The 20,881-nt window shown below is 68.1% G+C and carries 18 protein-coding genes; 11 read left to right on the top strand and 7 right to left on the bottom strand.

All coding sequences use genetic code 11. The features are described 5' to 3' along the window. Positions 1-206: 206 nt before the first annotated feature. Positions 207-1,442, top strand: a complete 1,236-nt coding sequence (locus GGR43_RS12380) for an NAD(P)/FAD-dependent oxidoreductase (protein ID WP_188072280.1) — start codon at positions 207-209, stop codon at positions 1,440-1,442. Here the strand turns inward: GGR43_RS12380 and GGR43_RS12375 are convergent. From GGR43_RS12375 to GGR43_RS12360, 4 genes are all read right to left on the bottom strand, one after another. Further along, positions 1,435-2,355 carry a LysR family transcriptional regulator gene (locus GGR43_RS12375; RefSeq protein WP_188072279.1) on the bottom strand — a complete coding sequence of 307 codons (921 nt, stop codon included), beginning with the start codon at positions 2,353-2,355 and terminating at the stop codon, positions 1,435-1,437. The genes GGR43_RS12380 and GGR43_RS12375 overlap by 8 nt on opposite strands. Before the next feature lie 47 nt (positions 2,356-2,402). Next, positions 2,403-3,440: an AraC family transcriptional regulator gene (locus tag GGR43_RS12370; RefSeq protein WP_246343711.1), complete on the bottom strand. Its 1,038-nt coding sequence runs from the start codon at positions 3,438-3,440 to the stop codon at positions 2,403-2,405. 146 nt (positions 3,441-3,586) lie between these two features. Continuing rightward, the gene (locus tag GGR43_RS12365) at positions 3,587-4,393 is read right to left on the bottom strand and encodes an SDR family oxidoreductase (protein ID WP_284277054.1); all 807 of its coding nucleotides are present in this window, start codon (positions 4,391-4,393) and stop codon (positions 3,587-3,589) included. Beyond that, positions 4,381-6,798, bottom strand: a complete 2,418-nt coding sequence (locus GGR43_RS12360) for a TonB-dependent receptor (RefSeq protein WP_188072277.1) — start codon at positions 6,796-6,798, stop codon at positions 4,381-4,383. Before GGR43_RS12360 ends, GGR43_RS12365 begins: the two co-directional genes overlap by 13 nt. A gap of 289 nt (positions 6,799-7,087) precedes the next feature. Between GGR43_RS12360 and GGR43_RS12355 the strand changes: the two genes are divergently transcribed. Then, positions 7,088-8,620 carry a flavin-containing monooxygenase gene (locus tag GGR43_RS12355; protein ID WP_284277057.1) on the top strand — a complete coding sequence of 511 codons (1,533 nt, stop codon included), beginning with the start codon at positions 7,088-7,090 and terminating at the stop codon, positions 8,618-8,620. A 119-nt stretch (positions 8,621-8,739) separates the two neighbouring features. On the opposite strand, the gene GGR43_RS12350 is transcribed toward GGR43_RS12355, so the two are convergent. The 3 genes from GGR43_RS12350 to paaG form a co-directional block, all read right to left on the bottom strand. After that, on the bottom strand, positions 8,740-10,053 hold the full coding sequence (locus tag GGR43_RS12350; protein ID WP_188072275.1) for an acetamidase/formamidase family protein: 1,314 nt from the start codon (positions 10,051-10,053) through the stop codon (positions 8,740-8,742). Between the two features lie 189 nt (positions 10,054-10,242). Then, entirely contained in the window at positions 10,243-12,270 is a 2,028-nt protein-coding gene (gene paaZ, locus GGR43_RS12345) for a phenylacetic acid degradation bifunctional protein PaaZ (RefSeq protein WP_188072274.1), read from the bottom strand. 31 nt (positions 12,271-12,301) lie between these two features. Beyond that, positions 12,302-13,093, bottom strand: a complete 792-nt coding sequence (gene paaG / locus GGR43_RS12340) for a 2-(1,2-epoxy-1,2-dihydrophenyl)acetyl-CoA isomerase PaaG (RefSeq protein WP_188072273.1) — start codon at positions 13,091-13,093, stop codon at positions 12,302-12,304. 83 nt (positions 13,094-13,176) lie between these two features. On the opposite strand from paaG, the gene GGR43_RS12335 reads away from it, so the two are divergent. The 9 genes from GGR43_RS12335 (at position 13,177) to GGR43_RS12295 (ending at position 20,881) form a co-directional block, all read left to right on the top strand. Beyond that, positions 13,177-14,646: a 3-hydroxyacyl-CoA dehydrogenase NAD-binding domain-containing protein gene (locus GGR43_RS12335; protein WP_188072272.1), complete on the top strand. Its 1,470-nt coding sequence runs from the start codon at positions 13,177-13,179 to the stop codon at positions 14,644-14,646. Continuing rightward, entirely contained in the window at positions 14,643-15,101 is a 459-nt protein-coding gene (gene paaI / locus GGR43_RS12330; RefSeq protein ID WP_188072405.1) for a hydroxyphenylacetyl-CoA thioesterase PaaI, read from the top strand. The genes GGR43_RS12335 and paaI overlap by 4 nt, the downstream gene beginning before the upstream one ends. Then, a complete protein-coding gene (gene pcaF / locus GGR43_RS12325; RefSeq protein WP_188072271.1) occupies positions 15,094-16,293 on the top strand; it encodes a 3-oxoadipyl-CoA thiolase in 1,200 nt (399 codons plus the stop codon). The genes paaI and pcaF overlap by 8 nt, the downstream gene beginning before the upstream one ends. A gap of 89 nt (positions 16,294-16,382) precedes the next feature. Beyond that, a complete protein-coding gene (paaA, locus tag GGR43_RS12320) occupies positions 16,383-17,381 on the top strand; it encodes a 1,2-phenylacetyl-CoA epoxidase subunit PaaA (protein WP_188072270.1) in 999 nt (332 codons plus the stop codon). Positions 17,382-17,401: 20 nt separating this feature from the next. Further along, entirely contained in the window at positions 17,402-17,686 is a 285-nt protein-coding gene (gene paaB, locus GGR43_RS12315; RefSeq protein WP_188072269.1) for a 1,2-phenylacetyl-CoA epoxidase subunit PaaB, read from the top strand. An 8-nt stretch (positions 17,687-17,694) separates the two neighbouring features. Continuing rightward, complete coding sequence (gene paaC / locus GGR43_RS12310) at positions 17,695-18,447, top strand: 1,2-phenylacetyl-CoA epoxidase subunit PaaC (RefSeq protein ID WP_188072268.1); 753 nt, start codon at positions 17,695-17,697, stop codon at positions 18,445-18,447. A 13-nt stretch (positions 18,448-18,460) separates the two neighbouring features. Next, positions 18,461-18,970, top strand: coding sequence for a 1,2-phenylacetyl-CoA epoxidase subunit PaaD (gene paaD / locus GGR43_RS12305; RefSeq protein WP_188072267.1), 510 nt, complete (start codon positions 18,461-18,463; stop codon positions 18,968-18,970). Between the two features lie 47 nt (positions 18,971-19,017). After that, positions 19,018-20,094, top strand: coding sequence for a 1,2-phenylacetyl-CoA epoxidase subunit PaaE (gene paaE / locus GGR43_RS12300; protein ID WP_188072266.1), 1,077 nt, complete (start codon positions 19,018-19,020; stop codon positions 20,092-20,094). Beyond that, positions 20,087-20,881, top strand: a complete 795-nt coding sequence (locus GGR43_RS12295; RefSeq protein WP_188072265.1) for an enoyl-CoA hydratase-related protein — start codon at positions 20,087-20,089, stop codon at positions 20,879-20,881. Before paaE ends, GGR43_RS12295 begins: the two co-directional genes overlap by 8 nt.

The raw sequence follows: 20,881 nt of genomic DNA, 5'->3' as shown, positions 1-20,881 counted from the left end.
TACCCGTAAAATATACTAAGGCGTCCGGCGGGGACGAAACGGCGACTTTGAGGATCCCTCTCAATTTCGCCTTTTCGATCCAGCCGCTGCGCCCACGGGCTAGATCGCCCGGCCGTTCCCCGCGACAATCGCGATGGTCGTCGGGCCGCCGGTTCCTCCGGTCCCGCCGCCGGAGAGATATCGTCTGATCGGGAATGAAGGACTCCATGACAGAGCATTTCGACGTCGCCATCATCGGGGCGAGCCATGCGGGCGCCCATGCCGCGATTACCCTGCGAGAGCGTGGTTTCACCGGATCGGTGCTGCTGATCGGCGAGGAACCGGTGCTGCCCTATGACCGGCCGTCGCTGTCCAAGGCCTATATGCTGGGGTCGATCAGCATAGAGCGCATCCTGTTGCGCGACGCCGATTACTGGGCGGAGCACGGGATCGACCTGCTGCTCGACACGCCCGCGGCGCATCTCGACCCGGCGGCTGCGACGGTGCGGCTCGGCGACGGGCGGACGATCGGCTATGGCCGGTGCATCCTCGCCACCGGCGGCCATGTGCGCACCCTGGCCTGTCCCGGCGCGGACCTGCCCGGCATCCATATGGTGCGCTCCCTCGTCGATGTGGACGCGATCCGCGCCGCGCTGAAGCCGGGAATGCGGGCGGCGATCGTCGGCGCGGGCTATGTCGGGCTGGAGGCGGCGGCGGTGCTGCGGGAACTGGGGCACGAGGTCGTCGTCGTCGAGACGCAGGACCGGGTGCTCGCCCGCGTGACCGGCCCTGTCCTTTCCGCCTTCGTGGAGCGCAAGCACCGCGCCCATGGCGTCGATTTCCGCTTCGGCCGGCATGTCGCCGCGATAGAGGGCGACGGGCGGGCCGAGCATGTGCTGCTTTCGTCGGGCGAGCGGCTGGCCGCCGATATCGTGATCGTCGGCATCGGCATCGCGCCGCGCACCGAGCTGGCCGAAGCGGCGGGCCTCGCTTGCGACGGCGGGGTGCTGGTCGACCAGTGCGGCCGCACTTCCGATCCGGCGATCTTCGCGATCGGCGACTGCGCGCGCCACCCCAACAGCTATGCGGGCGGGCTGTGGCGGCTGGAATCGGTGCAGCACGCCACCGCCTCGGCCGAGGTCGCCGCCGACGCGATCATGGGCAACCCCCGCAACTATGACGCGCTGCCGACCTTCTGGTCCGATCAATATGACATGCGCATCCAGTCGGCGGGCATCCTGCGCGGCGCGTGCGAGGCGCTCGTCCGGGGCGATCCGGACAGCGGCGCCTTCTCGATCTTCTATCTGAAGGACGGCGCGGTGGTGGCGCTGGATGCGGTCAACAGCCCCAGGGATTTCATGGGCGGCCGCGCGCTGGTGCAGGAGCGGCTGCGCGTGCCGCCGGAGTTGCTGGCCGACACCGCCGTGCCGGTCCGCCAGATCGTGAAGCAGCTGGTCAGCTGACCGCTTCAACGCCCGGCTCCCGGTCGGTCTGGTAGACGGTGCGGCTGATCTCCACCATGCACTGCAATTCGGCCGAGCTGTCGGTGGCGCGATGGCTGAGGATGATCGGGGATATCGCGTCCTCGGCGGCGATCGGGCGAAAGACGAGGTCGGGCCGGTCCATGATCTGCGCCGAGGCCGGGACGATGGAAACGCCCGCCCCCGCCGCGACCATGCCCAGCGCCGCCTGCAATTCCCGCACCTCCTGCCGGTGGTCGAGCGTCAGGCCATGGTCCTCGAACAACGACAGCACCTGATCGGCATAGCTGGGGCGGAAGGGGCGCGGATAGAGGATGACCGGCTCGGCCGCCAGCTGACCCAGCGAGAGCGGCGCGCTCTGGTCGGCGAGCGCGTGGTCGGCGGGCAGCGCGGCGACCAGCGCCTCCTTGGTCAGTACGATGCGGCGCAGCCCTTCGTCATTGACGCGCAGCCGGCCGAAGCCGACATCGATGCGCCCCTCGCGCAGTGCGGCGGCCTGTTCGGACGACCCCATCTCGATCAGCGAAATGGCGATGCCCCCGCCCATATGGGCGCGGAACTCGCGGATCACCTGCGGCAGCCTGCCGCACAGGATGGAGCCGACGAAGCCGATCAGATAATGGCGCGTCCCCGCCTTGAAATGGCGCGACATGGTGCCGCGCACCTGATCGAAGCTGGCCAGCGCCTGCACCGCATTCTGGTAGAGCAGCCGCCCGGCATCGGTCAGGCGCAGCGGACGGGACGTGCGGTCGAACAGTTCGGCGCCGATTTCCAGCTCCAGCTCCCTGATCTGGCGGCTGAGCGGCGGCTGGGAGATGTTGAGCTGCTCGGCGGCGCGGGAGAAGTTGCGTTCCTGCGCCACCGCGACGAAATAGCGCAAATGCCTCAGTTCCATGGTGCCGTTCCGATTGAATGATGCGGTCGTCCGCTCCGCATGGCGGTTCAGCGGCCCGCACGCAAGGTTTCGGACGGCAGTTCGCCATAGGCCTGCCGATATTGCCCGGCAAAGCGCCCGAACTGGTAGAAGCCCCATCGGCAGGCGATGCTGGTCACCGTCTCGCCGTCGCGCGCGGCCAGCAGATCCTGCCGCACCCGGTCGAGCCGAACCGAACGCAGATAGGCCATGGGCGAGCAGCCGCGAAAGCGGCGGAAACCGTCGAACAGCGCGCGGGCGCTGACCCCGCTCGCTTCCACCAGCTCCTCCAATGTGATCGGGCGGCCGATATGGTCGGCGATGAACCGCTCCACCCGCCGGACATGCTGGGGCGCGATCCGGCTGGCCTGCGGGCGCAACTGCTCGAAATAATTGCTGGCCTGCGTTTCCAGCAGCTTGACGATCAGCAGCGTTTCCAGCTGCGCGATGCTCGCCTGCGCGCCGCGCCCGCCCTGGTCGGAAAGCTCCGTGATCAGCATCGCGACATAGCGCCACCAGGAAACGGCGCCGCGCGCCGCATCCATTTCCGGCGCGAAGCGGAGCGGCTCGCGCAGCCCGGCGCCGGTCATCAGCGAGACATGGCGGTCGAGCGCCGCGGAATTGATCTGCACGACGATCTGCGAACAGTCCGCCGACCACAGCATATTGTCCAGCTCCACCGTGCTGGCGACGACGGCGCGGGCGGGGTCGCATTGGATCCGGCAGCGGCCCAGCCCGATATCCGCCGTGCCGCGCAGCGGCAGCATCAGCAGCAAGAAATCCTGGTCCTCCACCCCGGAAATCTGCACCTCCGTGCCATAGGTCATGGTGCCGACGCCGATCTGCGACAGGCGCTTGTGGTTGAGCCATGCGCCCAGCCTGCCCGCCCTGTTGCCGATGGAGAGGCGATGGGGGCAATAGGTGCGGGAAATATGGTCGCGCGTCTGGTCGAGATCGCTGGACTGGAAAATGCGATGATCGTCCATCAGCGGCGGCCCGAACGGGATCGGCCCGTCCTGCGCCGCGATCATGCTCGTGCTCGTGCCCGCCGCATAGTCGAACTGCATCTCGCCTCCGAATCCGTTTCGATCGAAAACCTCCAGCCTGTCGGCGAACGATGTTCCTTCCGCCGCCCGCAAGTCAACGGGGCGTTTGCCCCATCCCCCTCTTTGTTTCCCGGACGGGCCAGAGCATGCGCTCCGGTGCCAGTCGTTCAGCCGGCCAGCGCGGCGATGGCGTCGTCCCGCTGTTCCGGCCCCAGCGCCAGATAGCCGCCGTCGACCGGCAATTCCGCGCCCATGACGAAGGACGCCGCGTCCGAGCAGAGGAACAGCACCGCGCGCGCCACTTCCTCCGCGTCCGCGATGCGCCCGGCCATGTGGAAAGGCGCGGCGGCGCGGTCCGCCTTCGCCCTGTCGCCGCCGCTCACCATGCCGATCACGTTCGACCAGGTCCATGCGGGCGCGACCGCATTGACCCGCACGCCATGGCGCGCGAATTCCAGCGCCTGGGATCGCGTCAGCTGCGCGACCGCCGCCTTCGCCGCCGGATAGACGAACCGCCCCGCCTGCGCGCGATGGGCGCTGATGCTGGAGAAGTTGACGATCGCCCCCTTGCGCGCGATCAGATGCGGCGCGGCCCTCTGCGCGAAGATCGCCGCGCCGACGACCGCGATGTCGAGCGCGCGCAGCCAATCCGCCCGCGCCGTTTCCAGCCCGTTGTCGAGATAGGAGGTGGTGACGTTGACCAGATAGTCGATGCCGCCGAAACGCTCCGCCGCCGCCGCAATGCAGGCGTCGATATCGGCATCCACGGTGACGTCGGTGGGCAGGAACAGCGCCCGATCGCCCAATTCCCGCACCGCCAGCGCGCCGCCTTCCGCATCGATATCGGCGATGACGACGTTCGCCCCGGCGGCGGCGAAGGCCGCGGCGATGGCGCGCCCGATCAGGGTCGCGCCGCCCGCGAGGATCGCCGTGCGCCCGGCGAACTCCCCCGCCGCCACGGTCACAGCTTCCACCGGACGGACAGGCTCCATTCGCGCGGCCGCGCGAACATCTGCTCGTAAAGGCCGAAGGAGCTGCCATAGATGCCGGTCAGGCTGTATTTCTTGTCGGCGATGTTGGTGACGCCGAAGACCATGCTGAGCGCCCGGCCGGGGAAATCGTAGGTCAGGTTCGCGTTGAACAGGCTGTAGGCGGGCTGGTAAAGTTCCGGCGAGTTGAGCGCGTCCATATACATGCCCGAGCGGTAGGACCAGTCGCCGCGCGCGGTCAGCTCGCCGTCGCCCAGCGCGACGCTCCTGGCGAGCGAGGCGCTGATCGTCCATTTGGAGATGCGCTCGAACCGTGAATCGAGGCGGATTTCGGTCGCCGCCGGGTCGATCCGCGTGAATTCGGGATCGAGATAGCCGAGGCTGCCTTCCAGGAACCAGCCGCCGCCCGGCGACAGCCGCGCCTCCAGCTCCGCCCCCCGGATCTCCGCCGCCGCCGCGTTCTTCGTCACCGGCGCGATGCCGGTGAACACCTGCACCTGAAGATTGTCATATCTGGTGTAGAAAGCCGCTCCGTTGAGCGTCAGCCTGCGGCCGAACAGGCTGGATTTGAAGCCCAGCTCATAGGCGGTCGCCTTTTCCGACGAGAATTGCGGCGTCGCGGCCAGCGGCGGAAAGACGCGCTGGACGAAGCCGCCGCTCTTGAACCCTTGCGAGAAGGAGCCGTAGAGCATCACGTCCGGCGTCACGTGCCAGGCGAGGTTCGCCATCGGCGTGAACGCGTCCTCGCTCTGCCTCACCCGCACGAAGGGCAATACGCGGATCTGCGGCGTATTCGGGCTGGCCGCGATCAGCGCGCCGCCGGTCTTGTCGACGAGGATTTCCTGATCGGGCAGGAACGACTTGCGGTCGTCGGTATAGCGCAGCCCCAGCGTCAGGTCGACGCCCGGCACGAAGGTCCATGTCGCCTGAGCGAAAGCGGCATAGCTCTTGGTCTGGAACCGTCCGCCGGACCGGAAGGTCACGGGCGTGAAATCCAGATTGTTGATGTTGTTGCCCTTCTCGTCGAAGTAATAGAGGCCGACAACATAGTTGAGGCTGTCATCCAGCCCGGTACCTAGCAATTGCAGTTCCTGACTGAACTGGCGTTGCTTCAGATAATCCTGCAAATGCAATATGGTGAGCGAGCTGTGGTCGCCGTCGCGGGCATAGTCGCCGTCGATCCTGCGCCAGGCGGTGATGGACTTGAGCTGCACCGGCCCCAGATCCCAGTCGATCGTGCCCTGCGCGCCCCAGATATCGTTCTTCGAATATTGCGGGGCGGTGCCCGCATCGGCCTTGTCCCCGACGAGGAAGCGGTCGGAGAAGCAGGCCGCGCCGTTGCTCGCCTGCGGATCATAGGGGCTGAAGCCGATGCAGGGCTGGCCGCCCAGAAAGGCCGCGAAATAATTGTTGAGCAGCGTGAAATTGTCGACCGGCGCGTCGAAGGGCGGGTTCAGCACATAGAAACCGGGCGTCGCCGGGCTGCCCGGCGGCAGGATCGGCAGGTTGCCGGGGTTGAAGATCGCCGAGCCGTAATTGGTCCCGGTCAGCACCAGCGCCGGGCCGTTGGAACGGTCGCGCGTGCCCTCCACCGCCAGATTGACCTCCAGCGCCGGACTGGCCTGCCAGCGCAGATCGATCCGCCCGGTCAGCGTGTCGACATTGCCGAGCCTGCGCCCGTCCGCCAGATGCGCGACATAGCCGTTGCGGCGGAAGCTGGCGGCGGAAACCTTGGCGAACAGCGTGTCGGTCAGCGGGATATTGGCCGAGACTTTCGCGTCGATCCGTTCATAGCGGCCGACGGTCAGCTGCCCGTTCATTCCCAGCCGGTCGTCGGGCTTGCGCGTGGTGATGCTGAGCGCGCCGCCGATGGTGTTGCGGCCGAACAGCGTGCCCTGCGGCCCGCGCAATATCTCTACCCGCTCCACATCGACCAGATCGAGCAGCGCGCCCACCGAGCGGGCGACATAGACGCCGTCGACATAGACGCCCACGCCCGGCTCGGTGGTGGGCAGGAACTCCTTCTGGCCGATGCCGCGAATATAGATCGCCGCCGACGATCCCGCGCCGCCGAAGCTGGGATTGTTCTGGAAGGTCATGTTGGGCGTGATCGTCGCGATGCCGTCCACCTTCTCTATGCCGCGCGCGGCGATCGCGTCCCCGCTGAAGGCGGAGATGGCGACCGGAATGTCCTGCGCCTTCTCCTCCCGCTTGCGCGCGGTCACGACGATATCGCCGCCCATCGCCCCGGCGCGGGAGGCTTCTTCTCTCTCCGGCACCGCGTCCGGGCGCTCGTCCTGCGCCCGCGCGGTCGTTCCGGCGGCGGCCATCGCGGTCAGCAGCAGCGCCATCGCGGTGCCGGTGCGGCGGCAGGAATAATTGTGTCTCATGAAAAGCTCCCCAATTCTGTCCTCGGCCTCCCGCCTGTTTTCCAGCGGTGGGGCATGCCGAACTGTCGGATGGCGGGGCGTCCGGCGATATTCATTGAGCGCAGACAATATGCCGATATTGCGGATTTATCCGCCGGGGGCCTGCGGGCGCCCGCGCCGCCCGCCCCGCATTGCGGACGAATCCTGCGGTCCGCGAACAGGCTCGGCAATTCCCGCATAGGCCACGCCCGCCCGGCCGCTCTACTTTTCCGGCATCTGGATTGGGGAGGAGATGCGAGTGGTGGAACGCGTGGCAATCATAGGCGCGGGGATTTCCGGTCTGTGCACGGCGAAATTGCTGATGACGCTGGGCTATGATGTGGAGGTGTTCGACAAGGAGGCCGAGGTCGGCGGCGTCTGGGCGGCCTCGCGGCGCTACCCCGGTCTGGCGACGCAGAATCCGAAGGACACCTACGCCTTTTCCGATTTTCCGATGCCCGCCGACTATCCCGAATGGCCGAGCGGCAGCCAGATGCAGGCCTATCTGCGCGCCTATGCCGACCATTTCGGCGTGACGCGCGCGCTGTCGCTCTCAACCGGGGTGCTGCGCGCCGAACCGAAGGCGGACGGCAGCGGCTGGACGCTCGTGACGCAGCCGGTGGGGCAGCCCGATGCCGCGCCCGCCGCGCGCGCGTTCGACTGGCTGATCGTCTGCAACGGCATCTTCTCCATCCCCTCGGTGCCCGATTATCCGGGGATCGACGCGTTCCGCGCGGCGGGCGGCGCGGTGCTGCACACCAGCGAGTTCACCCGGCTGGAGGATGCGCGCGGCAAGCGGGTGGTCGTCATCGGCTACGGCAAATCCTCCTGCGACGTCGCCAATGCGACGGTGGGCGTTTCCGCCCATACGACGGTGCTGGCCCGCCATCTGATCTGGAAGATCCCGAAGCGGATCGGCGATGCCGTCAACTTCAAGCATCTGTTCCTGACCCGCATGGGCGAGGCGCTGTTTCCCTATATCGAGCTGCGCGGGGTCGAGCGTTTCCTGCATGGTCCGGGGCGCTTCCTGCGCAACGGGATGCTCGCTCTGGTGCAGGGCATCATCTCGCGACAGCTCAGGCTCGGCCGCATCGGCCTGGAGCCGAAAACGCCGCTGGAGACCATCGCGAAAAGCACGGTCAGCCTCGTCAGCGACGGCTTCTATCAGAAGATCGAGGACGGGCGGATGACGCTGATGGAGGATGAGATCGCCGCGCTGGAACCGGGACGCATCCTGATGAAGCGGGGGGAAAGCCTGCCCGCCGACATCATCGTTTGCGGCACGGGCTGGCGCCAGCGGGCGGACTTCCTGCCGGATGCTGTCCTTGCGAAGGTGACCGACCGCGAGGGCAATTTCCGCCTCTACCGCTCGACCCTGCCGGTGGGTGTGCCCCGGCTGCTCTTCAACGGTTATAATTCCTCCTTCTTCAGCCAGCTGAGCGCCGAGGTCGGCTCCTTCTGGATCGCGGAGCATATGGCCGGGCGGATCGCATTGCCCGATGAGAGCGTCCAGAACCGGTGGATCGACCGGCGGCTGGGGTGGATGGACCGGCGCACCGGCGGCAAGCATTGCAAGGGCACCAACATCGTCCCCTTCTCGCTGCACCATATCGACGAGATATTGCGCGATATCGACCTGTCCCTGCCCGCCTCCACCCGCCTGATCCAGTGGCTGCGCGCGGTGGACGCCCGCCAGTTCGCGCCCCTGCCCGAAAAGCTGATCGCGCGGCGGCGGGGGGACAAGAGGGATCTTGGCCTTAGCCGTCACCCTGAACTTGTTTCAGGGTCCATTTCGCCGGATTGACCGACAGCCTGTGGCAGCCGACCATCCAAAATCACAACAAAAAGGGGCCGCGATAAAAACGGCCCCTTTCCTTATGCCATCGAAAGCAGGAGGCCGCCGTCCGGCCTTCTCCCCTCCCCCTACGCCCCCGCCAAGGTCCCATATTGCTCCGCGACCAGATGGGCGATGCCCATTTTGTCGATGATGGCGCGGGGGCACATGAAGGTGACGCGGACCACGCCCGGCAGGCGGCTGATCTCGATCGATCCGGCGATCGTCGCCCGGTTCAATATCTCGTCATAGGGCAGGCCGGTGATCTTCGCGGCGCGGTCCAGCCCGTTCTTCGTCGCGTCGTTCAGCGTCGGGCCGGAGCCGATGAAGGTGATCGGCGCATTGTCCTCGATCTCCGTCTGGCCATAGCGTCCGGCCAGCGCCTCGACCGCCGCCCTTTCCGCCCGGTTGAGCGGCTGCGCCAGCGGCGGCAGGTCGTCGGGGCGCTGCAACAGGATCGGCCCGTCGAGCGCCAGCCCCTTGATCACCTCGACCTCCAGTTCCACCAGCCCGGCCACGTCCGTCGCATGGCCCGCAATCTCGCCATTGCCCTGCTGGGCATGCATGTCGCCCATATAGATGCCCGCGCCCGGCACCTTCACCGGGCAGATGAGGATCGCGCCTTCCCGCACCGAATTGGTGTCCATATGCCCGTCGGTCTTGTGCGCCTCCAGCTCCTCCTGCGTCATCGCATAGCCGTGCGGCGCGCCGATCAGGTAGGAGCCGAAGTCGCCCGCATTGTGGGAATCGGGCAGGTCGCGCGAGGGGCTGGTGCCGATGTTGCCGAGAAAGGGCCGCATCCGCGCGGCAAGGCCGGAAATGTCCGCGCGGGCGAGCGACAGGATCGAATGCTGCGCGGAAAGATCGGGCAGCGCCGCCAGTTCCTGCGCCTTGCCCGCGATCCTGTCGGCGATCTCCTGCCCCACGGTCAGCGAAACGCCGTTGTCCCGGTCCAGCACGATGACATAGCCGTTGGAAAAGCGGAAGGCGCTGACCTCCGCGCCGCATTTGTCGCAGCGCACCGCCTCGTCGCCGATGCCCTCGATATGGCTCGGCGGGCTGATCGTGCCGCAGCTGTCGCAGTGCTTGGCGACGAAGGGATCGCCGCTATAGCGCCCGTCCACGAAGGTCATCACGCCCGACGAGGTGGCGAGCGACGTCACCTGCACCTTCTTCAGCCGGATCGCCACCGCATCGCCGACTTCGGCGCCTTCGACCATCACCGGCCGGGTGACTTCATGGCCGCCCTGGAATTTGGGCGTGATCATCGGCCCCCAGCAGCCGGGCGGCGTGCCGGTGCGGATGGTGCCGCCGTTCCGCACGGTTCCGGCCGGTTCGATGCCGGGGCCGACAATGCCTCCGCTATAGTCCGCTACCTGAACTACTGGCATCGCTTCAGACATGATCGGTTCCTCATATTCGGTGGGATTTGCCGATCAGCCTAGGAAGCGGCCGGATACCGATAAAGGCCTTTGCGGGTGCGGCGCGGGCTTTGACGCATTACGCTGCGGTGCCGGGAGAATGGATGCGGCGACGGGATATTCCGCCGCCGCCCCCACGGCCCCCGCGCCCTGCGCGGAGGGAGGCGACGCCTATATCGCGTTCATGGTCAGAAGGTCGTAGGTCGCCACCAGTTCATCGGAGGAATCGGTTACCCGTATCGCCCAGCGGACCTCCCCATAGTCCTCGGTGCGCCGCGCCTTGCTCTGCACCGTCAGCGCGACCTGGATCGCCTCGCCCGGCGATACCGGCTTGACGAACCGCAGGCCCTCCAGCCCGTAATTGGCCAGCACCGGGCCGGGGGCCGGGTCCACGAACAGCCCGGCGGCGAAGGACAGGATGAGATAGCCATGGGCGACGCGGCCGGGGAAGAAGGGATTGGCGGCCGCCGCTTCCTCGTCCATATGCGCGTAGAAGGTATCGCCGGTGAAATGGGCGAAATGCTCGATATCCTCCAGCGTGATCGTGCGGGGCGGGGTGCGCAGCGTATAGCCGATCTCCAGCTCGCCGAAGCGCATGCGGAACGGATGGACCGCCCCTTCGGGCTGCGGCGCGCCCGGCAGCCATTTGCCGACGACCGCCGACAGGGTTCGCGGCGATCCCTGAAGGGCGCTGCGCTGCATATAATGCTTCACGCCGCGCACGCCGCCCATCTCCTCGCCGCCGCCCGCGCGGCCGGGGCCGCCGTGGATCAGCATCGGCAGCGGCGATCCGTGGCCGGTGGATTCCCGCGCGCAATCGCGATCGATCAGCACGATGCGGCCATGCCAGGCCGCCGCGCCCAGCACGAACTCCCGCGCGATGGCGGGGTCATGGGTGAACAGCGACAGCGCGAGCGAGCCCTTGCCGCGATTGGCGAGCGCGATCGCATCGGCGACATCCCTGTAGGGCATCAAGGTCGAAACCGGGCCGAACGCCTCCACATCGTGCACGAGGCGCGCCGACCAGGGGTCGTCCTTGCGGAACAGCAGCGGGGAGAGGAAGGCCCCCTGCTCCGCCGCGACGCCCACCGTTTCCACCTTCTCGATATCGCCGAACACCAGCCGCGCCTCGCCGGCGAGCTGCCGCGCCTTTTCGCGCACATCGTCCAGCTGCCGCAGGGAGGCCAGCGCGCCCATGGTGACGCCCTCGGCGGCAGGATCGCCGACGACCACCTTCGCGAGGCGTGCGCGGATCGCCTGCTCCACCGCATCGATATGCGCGGCGGGGACGAGCGCGCGGCGGATGGCGGTGCATTTCTGCCCCGCCTTTACGGTCATCTCCCGCACGACTTCCTTGACGAACAGGTCGAATTCCTCGCTGCCGGGCGCCGCATCGGGGCCGAGCACCGATGCGTTGAGCGAATCCTGCTCCGCGACGAAGCGGACCGATTCCCGCATCACCACCGGATGGTTCTTGAGCGTCGCGGCCGTCGCCGCCGAGCCGGTGAAGGACACCACGTCCTGACAGGTCAGATGGTCGAACAGATCGCCGACGCTGCCGGCCACGAGCTGCAACGCGCCTTCGGGCAGCAGCCCGCTCTCGATCATGATGCGCACGCAGGCTTCGGCCAGCTGCGCGCCCTGCGTCGCCGGCTTCACGATGGCGGGCACGCCCGCGATCAGCGTCGGGCCGAGCTTTTCCAGCATGCCCCAGACGGGGAAATTGAACGCGTTGATATGCACCGCCGCGCCCTGAAGCGAGGTATAGACATGCTGGCCGATGAAGCTGCCCTTGCGCCCGATCGGTTCGAAATCGCCTTCGGTCACTATATGGCCGTCGGGCAGCTCGCGCCGCGCCTTCGACGAGGTGACGAACAGCGTGCCCGCGCCGCCCTCTATATCGATCCAGCTGTCGTTCCGCGTCGCGCCGGTGGCGGTGGAAAGCGCGTAAAGCTCTTCCTTGCGCTCCATGATCGCGGTGGCCAGCCCCTTCACCATGAAGGCACGCTCGTGAAAGTTCATCCGGCGCAGATTGGGGCCGCCGATCTGCCGGGCATGGTCCAGCATCGCGCCGAAATCCAGCCCTTCGGTGCCGGTACGCGCGACGACCTCGCCAGTGACGGCGGATCGGATGTCGCTGAGGCCGCCTTGCGCCTCGAACCATTGGTCCCTGGCATAGCTCTTGAGTGTAAGGGTCACGGGAAATCCTTTGGATATAGGGGTTTGCGGTTCATTTGCCGGTGAAGCGGGGCTGACGCTTTTCCAGAAAGGCGGCGACGCCCTCGCGATAATCGGCGCTATTGCCCAGCTCGCGCATCAGGTCGCGCTCGATCCGCAGTTCATCCTCCAGCGGCTGGAGCAGCGCTGCGCGGATGGCGTGCTTGGTCGCGGCCAGCCCGCGCGTCGGCCCGTCCGCCAGCTTGCGGGCCAGCGCCATGCTTTCCGCCTCCAGCGCGTCGTCATCGACGCATTTCCAGATCAGCCCCCAGGCCTCGGCCTTTTCCGCCGCCAGAGGCTCGGCGGTCAGCGCCAGCCCCAGCGCGCGGGCCTGCCCGACGAGGCGCGGCAGCGCCCAGGTGCCGCCGGTGTCCGGGATCAGCCCGATATTGGCGAAGGACTGGATGAATTTCGCGCTCCGCGCGGCCAGCACGATGTCGCAGGCCAGCGCGACATTGGCCCCCGCCCCCGCCGCGACCCCGTTGACGGCGCAGATGACGGGCTTGTCGCGCAGCGCCAGGCGCTTCACCAGCGGCGCCCAATATTTCTCGACCGTATCGCCCAGATCCACCGGCTTTTCCCCCGGCGCGACGGCCCGGTCGGCGAGATCCTGCCCGGCGCAAAAGCCGCGCCCGGCGCCCGTCAGCAGGATCGCGCGCACCGACGCGTCGCCGTCGGCCGCATCGAGCGCCGTCGCCAGTTCCTCATGCATGTGCGCGGTGAAGCTGTTCAGGCGGTCGGGCCTGTTCAGCACGAGACGGCAAACGCCCCCGTCGCGCTCGAAGCGAATCGTTTCGAATTCCATGAAAGCCCATCTCCTCTTTATTAATAGACTGCCCGGTCGGTCTTTTATTGGCAAGGGGGAATTTTGCCTCTAAGGATTCGCCCATGAGCATTGACAGAGATTCGACGGTCGCCGTGATCGGCGCGGGCGCCATGGGCAGCGGCATCGCGCAGGTCGCGGCGCTATCCGGGCATCGGGCGATCCTTATCGACGCCAGCGAGGCAGCGCTCGACCGCAGCCGGGCGGGCATCATGGCGGCGCTGGACAAGCTGGCGCAGCGCGGCCGCCTCGGCGCGGGCGAGCGCGACGCGGCCCTCCGCCGCCTGCGGTGGAGCACCGCGCTGGAGGACGCCGGACCCGCCGCGCTGACGATCGAGGCGATCGTCGAGGACATGCAGGCGAAGCGGCAGCTGTTCGCCCGGCTGGAGGGGGTTGTCGGCGCTGATGCCGTCCTTGCGTCCAACACCTCTTCCCTGCCGATCGCGGGCCTTTCCGCCGGTCTTGCCCGCCCGGATCGCTTCCTCGGCCTGCATTTCTTCAACCCGGTGCCCGCGATGAAGCTGGTCGAGGTCATCGCGGGGCCGGATACCGCCCCGTCCCTCGCCGCCCGCCTGTCCGGCCTGATGGAGGATTGGGGCAAGGTGCCCGTGCGCGTCCGCGACGTTCCCGGCTTCATCGTGAACCGCGTCGCCCGGCCCTATTATGCCGAGGGCTTTCTGGCGCTGGCCGAAGGGATCGCGCCGCAGGCCGTCGACCATGCGCTGGAGGCGGCGGGAAGCTTCCGCATGGGCCCGCTCGCGTTGACCGACATGATCGGCCATGACGTCAACCATGCGGTGGCCCGGTCCGTATATGATGCCTATGCGGGCGAGACCCGCTTCCGTCCCCAGCCCGCGCAGCGCGCGCTGGTCGATGCGGGGAAGCTGGGGCGCAAGAGCGGGGCTGGCGTCTACGACCATCGCGTCGCCCTGCCCGCGCCGGATTTTATCGCGCCCGGCGAAGAGGTGGGACCGGTCGCCGTCGCGGCCGATCATCGCGGCATTCTTCCCCTCGTCTCGGCGGTGCGCGATGCCGGAATGGAGCTTGCCGAGGCCCGCGACCTGCCCGTCGACAGCCTGCGGATCGGCGCCGCGACGCTGGCGCCGGGCGACGGCCGCCCGCTCTCGTCCCGTCCCGATGTCGCCATCCTTCTCGACCATGTGCGCGATTTCGCGGCCGCGCCGACATGGGTCGTCACCACGCGCGGCGAAGCGGATGCGGCGCTGGCGGCGGCTTTCGCGGCAAGGCTGGGCAAGCGGCTGATCGCCATCCCCGACCGGCCCGGCCAGATTGTGCTGCGGACGCTCGCCCAGCTCGCCAATGCGGCGGCCGACGCGGTGACGGATGCAGTGGCGGAGGCGGACGGCATCGATGCGGCGATGCGGTTCGGGGCCAACCATCCCGAAGGGCCGCTGGCCTGGGCGCGGCGCATCGGCCCCGCGCGGCTGGCCGGGATATTGCGGAATATCGCCGACGCGACCGGCGACCCCCTCTACGCCCCCTCCCCCTTGTTCGGGCAAGGCCAATGGCAATGAAGACGCCCGATCCCGACAGCCTCGCCCGGCGGATCGCCGATCATATGCTGGCGAGCGAGGGCACCGGCCCCGCATGGGGCATCAGGATCGAGGAGGCGCGGGTCGGCTATGCGCGGATCGGCATGACGTTGCGCGCGGACATGGCCAACGGCCACGGCACCGCGCATGGCGGCATGCTGTTCGCGCTCGCGGATACGGCGTTCGCCTATGCCTGCAATTCGCGCAACCGGACCTCGGTGGCCGCGAGCGCCTCGATCCTCTTCCTCGCCCCGGCCCGCGTCGGCGACACGATCATCGCCGAAGCGCGGGAAGAGGCCTCCGCCGGGCGCAGCGGCGCCTATTCCGTCCTCATCCACAAGGCGGACGGCACCGCCATCGCCCAGTTTCAGGGGCAATCGCGCATCATTGGCGGGCCCATCATCGATATCGACACTCAGGAGAATGAAAATGGCTGAAGCCTTTATCTGCGACGGCGTCCGCACGGCGATCGGCCGCTATGGCGGTGCGCTGGCGGCGGTGCGCGCCGACGATCTGGGCGCGGTTCCCCTGCGCGCGCTGAAGGACCGCAACCCCGCGATCGTCGGCCATATCGACGATATCCTGATGGGCTGCGCCAATCAGGCGGGCGAGGACAACCGCAATGTCGCGCGCATGGCCGCTTTGCTGGCCGGGCTGGGCGAAAGCGCGCCCGGCACGACGATCAACCGGCTGTGCGGGTCGGGCATGGACGCCATCGCCTATGCCGGGCGCGCGATCAAGGCGGGCGAGGCGGATCTGATCATCGCCGGCGGGGTCGAGAGCATGAGCCGGGCGCCCTTCGTCATGCCCAAGGCGGAAAGCGCCTTTTCGCGCAGCAACGCCGTCTATGACACGACCATCGGCTGGCGATTCGTCAACAGCCTGCTGAAGAGCGAATTCGGCATCGATTCGATGCCGGAAACCGCCGAGAATGTGGCGCAGGATTTCGGGATCGGCCGCGAGGATCAGGACCGGTTCGCCGCCCGCAGCCAGCAGCGCGCCGCCGCCGCGCAGGCCGGCGGCCGTTTCGCCGCCGAGATCGTGCCGGTGACGATCCCGCAGCGGAAGGGCGATCCGCTCGTCGTCGATCGCGACGAGCATCCGCGCGAGACGACGGCGGAAGCACTGGCGAAGCTGAAGCCGATCGTCCGGCCTGACGGCACGATCACCGCGGGCAATGCCAGCGGCGTCAATGACGGCGCGGCGGCGGTCATCGTCGCCGGCAGGGACGCGGTGGAGACATATGGGCTGACGCCCCGCGCGCGGATATTGGGCGCGGCGGTCGCGGGCGTGCCGCCGCGCATCATGGGCATCGGCCCCGCCCCGGCCAGCCGCGCGCTGCTGGAACGGCTGGGGCTGGGCATCGGCGACATGGACGTGATCGAGTTGAACGAGGCCTTTGCGAGCCAGGGCCTGGCGGTGCTGCGCCAGCTCGGCCTGCCCGATGATGCCGCGCATGTGAACCCCAATGGCGGCGCGATCGCGCTGGGCCATCCGCTCGGCATGTCGGGCACGCGGCTGGTGTTGACCGCCGCCGAGGAGCTGATCCGATCCGGCGCGCGCAGGGCGCTGTGCACCATGTGCATCGGCGTCGGCCAGGGCATCGCGCTGGCGATCGAGCGGGTTTGACCGAAGCCCCTCGCCTCCTCCGCACGGCCGGAAAAATTAGTTGACCGACCGTTCGTTTAATTGTATCCATGCCTTCAGGGAGTGAAGCCATGTACACCACCGAGCTGGACAAGACCGCCGGAAGCGCCGCCGCCCCGGCGGCCGTCGAGGACCCCGCGCTGCTCGCCGCCTTCGAGGCGCGCGTCGCCAATGACGAGTTCATCGAGCCGAAGGACTGGATGCCGGAAGCCTATCGCCGCACCCTGACGCGGCAGATCAGCCAGCATGCGCACAGCGAGATCGTCGGCATGCTGCCCGAAGGCAATTGGCTGACCCGCGCGCCGAGCCTGAAGCGCAAGGCGATCCTGCTCGCCAAGATACAGGATGAGGGCGGCCACGGCCTCTACCTCTATTGCGCCGCCGAGACGCTGGGCACCAGCCGGGAGCAGATGATCGAGGCGCTGCACGCGGGCAAGGCCAAGTACAGCACCATCTTCAACTATCCGACGCTCAACTGGGCGGATATCGGCGCGATCGGCTGGCTGGTCGACGGCGCCGCGATCATGAACCAGGTGCCGCTGCAACGCACCAGCTACGGCCCCTATGCGCGCGCCATGGTGCGCGTCTGCAAGGAGGAGAGCTTCCACCAGCGCCAGGGCTACGACCTGCTGCTGGAAATGATGAAGGGCACGCCGGAGCAGCGGGCGATGGTGCAGGACGCGATGAACCGCTGGTGGTGGCCCAGCCTGATGATGTTCGGCCCGCCCGACGACAATTCGCCCAACAGCGCGCAGTCGATCCGCTGGCGCATCAAGCGCGAGACCAATGACGAGCTTCGCCAGAAATTCGTCGACGCGACCGTGCCGCAGGCGGAACTGCTTGGCATCACCGTGCCGGACCCGGACCTCCAATGGAACGAGGAGCGCGGCCATTATGATTTCGGCGCGATCGACTGGAACGAATTCTACGCCGTGGTTCGCGGCGAGGGGCCGGTCGCGCGGGAACGGATGAAGGCGCGCCGCGCCGCGTGGGACGAAGGCGCATGGGTCCGCGAGGCGGCCGCCGCGTGGGAGGCCAGGCAGGCCGCCCGCCGCGCCGCCGCCGCGTGACAGCACAAGAAGGAATGCAGATGAGCAAGGATTGGCCTTTGTGGGAAGTGTTCGTCCGCGCGCGCGGCGGGCTGGAGCATCGCCATGCGGGATCGGTGCACGCCCCCGACGCGGAACTGGCGCTGCGCCATGCGCGCGACACCTATACCCGCCGCATGGAAGGCGTCAGCCTGTGGGTGGTGCGGTCCGCCGATATCGTCGCCTCCGACCCGGATCAGGCGGGCGAGCTGTTCGAACCGGCGGCGAGCAAGGTCTACCGGCATCCGACCTTCTACGACCTGCCCGACGCCGTGAAGCATATGTGAGCGGGGACATGAACGACCTTCTTTTCCAATATCTGCTGCGGCTGGGCGACGACAGCCTGATTCTCGGCCAGCGGCTGTGCGAATGGTGCGGCCATGCGCCGACCATCGAGGTCGACCTCAGCCTGTCCAACCTCGCGCTCGACCTGATCGGTCAGGCGACGCTGTTCCTGGGCTATGCCGGCGAAGTCGAGAGCGGGGGCCGCGATGCCGACGCGCTGGCCTTCCACCGCGATGCGGAGGATTTCCGCAACTGCCTGCTGGTGGAGCAGCCCAATGGCGATTTCGCCCGGACCATGGCGCGCCAGTTCCTGTTTTCCAGCTATCAGCTCGCACTGCTGGACCGGCTCTGTTCCTCGGCCGATGGCCGGATAGCGGAGATCGCGGCCAAGGCGGTGAAGGAGGTGCGCTATCATGCGGACCTCGCCGCCGACTGGGTGGTCCGCCTCGGCGACGGCACGGCGGAAAGCCGAGGCCGCATGATCGAGGGGCTGGACGATTGCTGGCGGTTCCTCGACGATCTGTTCGCCATGGACGATGGCGAGCGGGCGCTGGCGGCGGCGGGCATAGCGGCGGACAAGGCGGCGCTGCGCCCGCTCGTGCAGGGCCGGGTCGAGCAGGTGCTGCGGCAGGCCACGCTTTCCATGCCGGGCCTGCCCTGGCAGGTCACCGGCGGACGCACCGGCCGCCACAGCGAGCATCTGTCGCGGCTGCTCGCCGAAATGCAGGTGCTGCCGCGCGCCCATCCGGGTGCCCGCTGGTAGGCGACATCAGGCCATGGATATCGCCCCAGCCATCGATCGACAGCTCGCCGGGCGCATAGCCGCCGTGCTCGACACCGTTCCGGATCCCGAAATCCCGGTCGTCTCGGTCACGGAGCTGGGCATAGTGCGCGGCATCGTCGCGGATGAAGGAAGCGGCGCGGTGACCGTCCGCATCACGCCGACCTATACCGGCTGCCCGGCCACGCAGGTGATCGAACGATCGGTGCGCGAGGCGCTGGACGCCGCGGGCTTTCGCGAGGTGGCGCTGGAAACGGTGCTGTCCCCGCCGTGGAGCACCGACATGATCGATGAGGCGGGCCGCGAGAAGCTGCGCGCCTATGGCATCGCCCCGCCGCCCAAAGGCGCGGCCGCCCGGTCGCTGCGGGGGCGGGATGTCGTGGAATGCCCCCGCTGCGGCTCCGCCGATACCGTCGAGGTCAGCCGTTTCGGGTCCACCCCCTGCAAGGCGCTCTGGCGGTGCAGGAACTGCGCGGAACCGTTCGACCGGTTCAAATGCCACTGACGGGCGCGCTCCCGCCCCGTCATGAAACAAGGAAATCGAGAAAGACCATGTCCACCGGTTTTCATTCCCTCCAGATCGCCGAGGTCCGGCGCGAGATCGCCGATGCGGTGTCGCTGCGCTTCGCCGTTCCCGATGCGCTGGCGGAGGCCTATCGCTTCGCGCCCGGCCAGCATCTGACGCTGCGCGCGGAGATCGGCGGCGAGGAGGTGCGCCGCACCTATTCGATCTGCGCGGCGCCCCATGAAGGCGAGCTGCGCGTCGCGATCAAGCAGGTCCCCAACGGCGTGTTTTCCGGCTGGGCGAACAGCTGGATCGCCGCCGGGCAGTTCATCGACGTGATGCCCCCGCATGGCAGCTTCACCTGGTCGTTCGACCCCGCGCAGGCGCGTACCTATGCCGGGTTCGCCGGCGGATCGGGGATCACGCCGGTCCTGTCGCTGATGAAGACGGCGCTGGCGGTGGAGCCGGAAAGCCGCTTCATCCTGTTCTACGGCAATCGCGCCACGTCCGGCATCATGTTTCTGGAAGAGATCGCCGCGCTGAAGGACAGGTTCATGGGGCGCCTGCAAATCCACCATTTCCTCGAAGAGGAGGAAGGCGATTTCGAGCTGCTTAACGGCCGTCTGGACAGCGACAAGATCGCGGCCCTGTTGGGAACGCTGGTCGATCCGGCGGAGATCGACGCGGCCTTCGTCTGCGGCCCCGGCCCGATGATGGACGCGGTGGAGGCCGGGCTGACCGGCGCGGGCGTGCCGCACGAGCGCATATTGATCGAGCGCTTCACCGTCGGCGCGATGAGCGAGGCCCAGCTGGCCGCCGCGCGCGAACTGGAGCGCAAGGCCGAGGGCAAGCCGGTGCGGATCGCCATCGACGGCCGCCGCCGCACCATAGCCTTCGATTCCGCCAAGGGATCGATCCTCGAAAACGCCCGCGCGGCCGGGCTGCCCGCGCCCTTCGCCTGCAAGGCGGGCGTCTGCGCCACCTGCCGGGCCAAGGTCGTGCGCGGGGAAGTGACGATGATCCAGAATTACGGCCTGTCCGCCGAGGAGGTCGCGCGGGGCTATATCCTCACCTGTCAGGCCGTGCCGCTGTCCGACGAGGTGGAACTGGATTTCGATGCCTGAGCAGTCGTCCGTGCAGACCTCCGTGCTACTGCGGGAAACGCCTGCGGACGGCGTGCTTCTCCTCCGCCTCAACCGGCCGGAGCGGCGCAACGCGCTGGCGACGCCGCTGCTGCGGGACATTGCCGACGCGCTGTCGCGGGCGGAGGGGGACGAGGCCGTCCGCTGCGTCGTCCTGACCGGCACCGACAGGCTGTTCGCGGCGGGCGCGGATATCGACGAACTGGCGTCGGGCAGTCCGGACGATCCGGTGGATTCGCCGCGTTTCTGGGCATGGGCAGCGATCCGCGCCTTTCCCAAGCCGCTGATCGCGGCGGTGGAAGGATGGTGCCTGGGCGCCGGGGCCGAACTGATGATGTGCGCCGACATCGTGGTGGCGGGCGCCGGCGCGAGGATCGGCCAGCCGGAAACCGGCCTCGGCATCATCCCCGGCGCGGGCGGCACCGTGACGCTGCCACGCCTCGTCGGCCGCGCGCGCGCGATGAAGATGGTGCTGACCGGCCAGCCGCTCTCCGCTGCCGAGGCGCAGGGCGCGGGATTGATCGCCGATGTGGTGGAACAGGGCCGGGCGCTGGACGCCGCGCTGACGCTGGCGGGCGGCATTGCGGCCCGGCCGCCGCTGGCGTTGCGGGCGGCCAAGGCCAGCATTCGCGATGTCGCGCTGCTGGACGAAGCCGCCCATTTGCGGGCGGAGCGGGAGCGCTTCATCGCCCTGCTCGGCAGCGCGGACAAGGCGGAAGGCATTGCCGCCTTTCGGGAAAAGCGTCCGCCGGTCTGGCGCGGGCGATAA

Origin of the sequence: Sphingobium jiangsuense (assembly GCF_014196495.1) — a bacterium.
In the GTDB taxonomy this organism is placed as follows: Bacteria; Pseudomonadota; Alphaproteobacteria; order Sphingomonadales; family Sphingomonadaceae; genus Sphingobium; species Sphingobium jiangsuense.
This window is presented reverse-complemented; position numbering and strand designations above follow the sequence as displayed.

Coding starts and splice junctions, on each gene's coding strand:
- paaI (WP_188072405.1), top strand. CDS start 14,643: ATGAAGACGCCCGATCCCGACAGCCTCGCCCGGCGGATCGCCGATCAT.
- paaE (WP_188072266.1), top strand. CDS start 19,018: ATGTCCACCGGTTTTCATTCCCTCCAGATCGCCGAGGTCCGGCGCGAG.
- GGR43_RS12375 (WP_188072279.1), bottom strand. CDS start 2,355: ATGGAACTGAGGCATTTGCGCTATTTCGTCGCGGTGGCGCAGGAACGC.
- GGR43_RS12360 (WP_188072277.1), bottom strand. CDS start 6,798: ATGAGACACAATTATTCCTGCCGCCGCACCGGCACCGCGATGGCGCTG.
- paaA (WP_188072270.1), top strand. CDS start 16,383: ATGTACACCACCGAGCTGGACAAGACCGCCGGAAGCGCCGCCGCCCCG.
- paaG (WP_188072273.1), bottom strand. CDS start 13,093: ATGGAATTCGAAACGATTCGCTTCGAGCGCGACGGGGGCGTTTGCCGT.
- paaB (WP_188072269.1), top strand. CDS start 17,402: ATGAGCAAGGATTGGCCTTTGTGGGAAGTGTTCGTCCGCGCGCGCGGC.
- GGR43_RS12335 (WP_188072272.1), top strand. CDS start 13,177: ATGAGCATTGACAGAGATTCGACGGTCGCCGTGATCGGCGCGGGCGCC.
- GGR43_RS12380 (WP_188072280.1), top strand. CDS start 207: ATGACAGAGCATTTCGACGTCGCCATCATCGGGGCGAGCCATGCGGGC.
- paaD (WP_188072267.1), top strand. CDS start 18,461: ATGGATATCGCCCCAGCCATCGATCGACAGCTCGCCGGGCGCATAGCC.
- paaC (WP_188072268.1), top strand. CDS start 17,695: ATGAACGACCTTCTTTTCCAATATCTGCTGCGGCTGGGCGACGACAGC.
- GGR43_RS12295 (WP_188072265.1), top strand. CDS start 20,087: ATGCCTGAGCAGTCGTCCGTGCAGACCTCCGTGCTACTGCGGGAAACG.
- GGR43_RS12370 (WP_246343711.1), bottom strand. CDS start 3,440: ATGCAGTTCGACTATGCGGCGGGCACGAGCACGAGCATGATCGCGGCG.
- pcaF (WP_188072271.1), top strand. CDS start 15,094: ATGGCTGAAGCCTTTATCTGCGACGGCGTCCGCACGGCGATCGGCCGC.
- GGR43_RS12350 (WP_188072275.1), bottom strand. CDS start 10,053: ATGTCTGAAGCGATGCCAGTAGTTCAGGTAGCGGACTATAGCGGAGGC.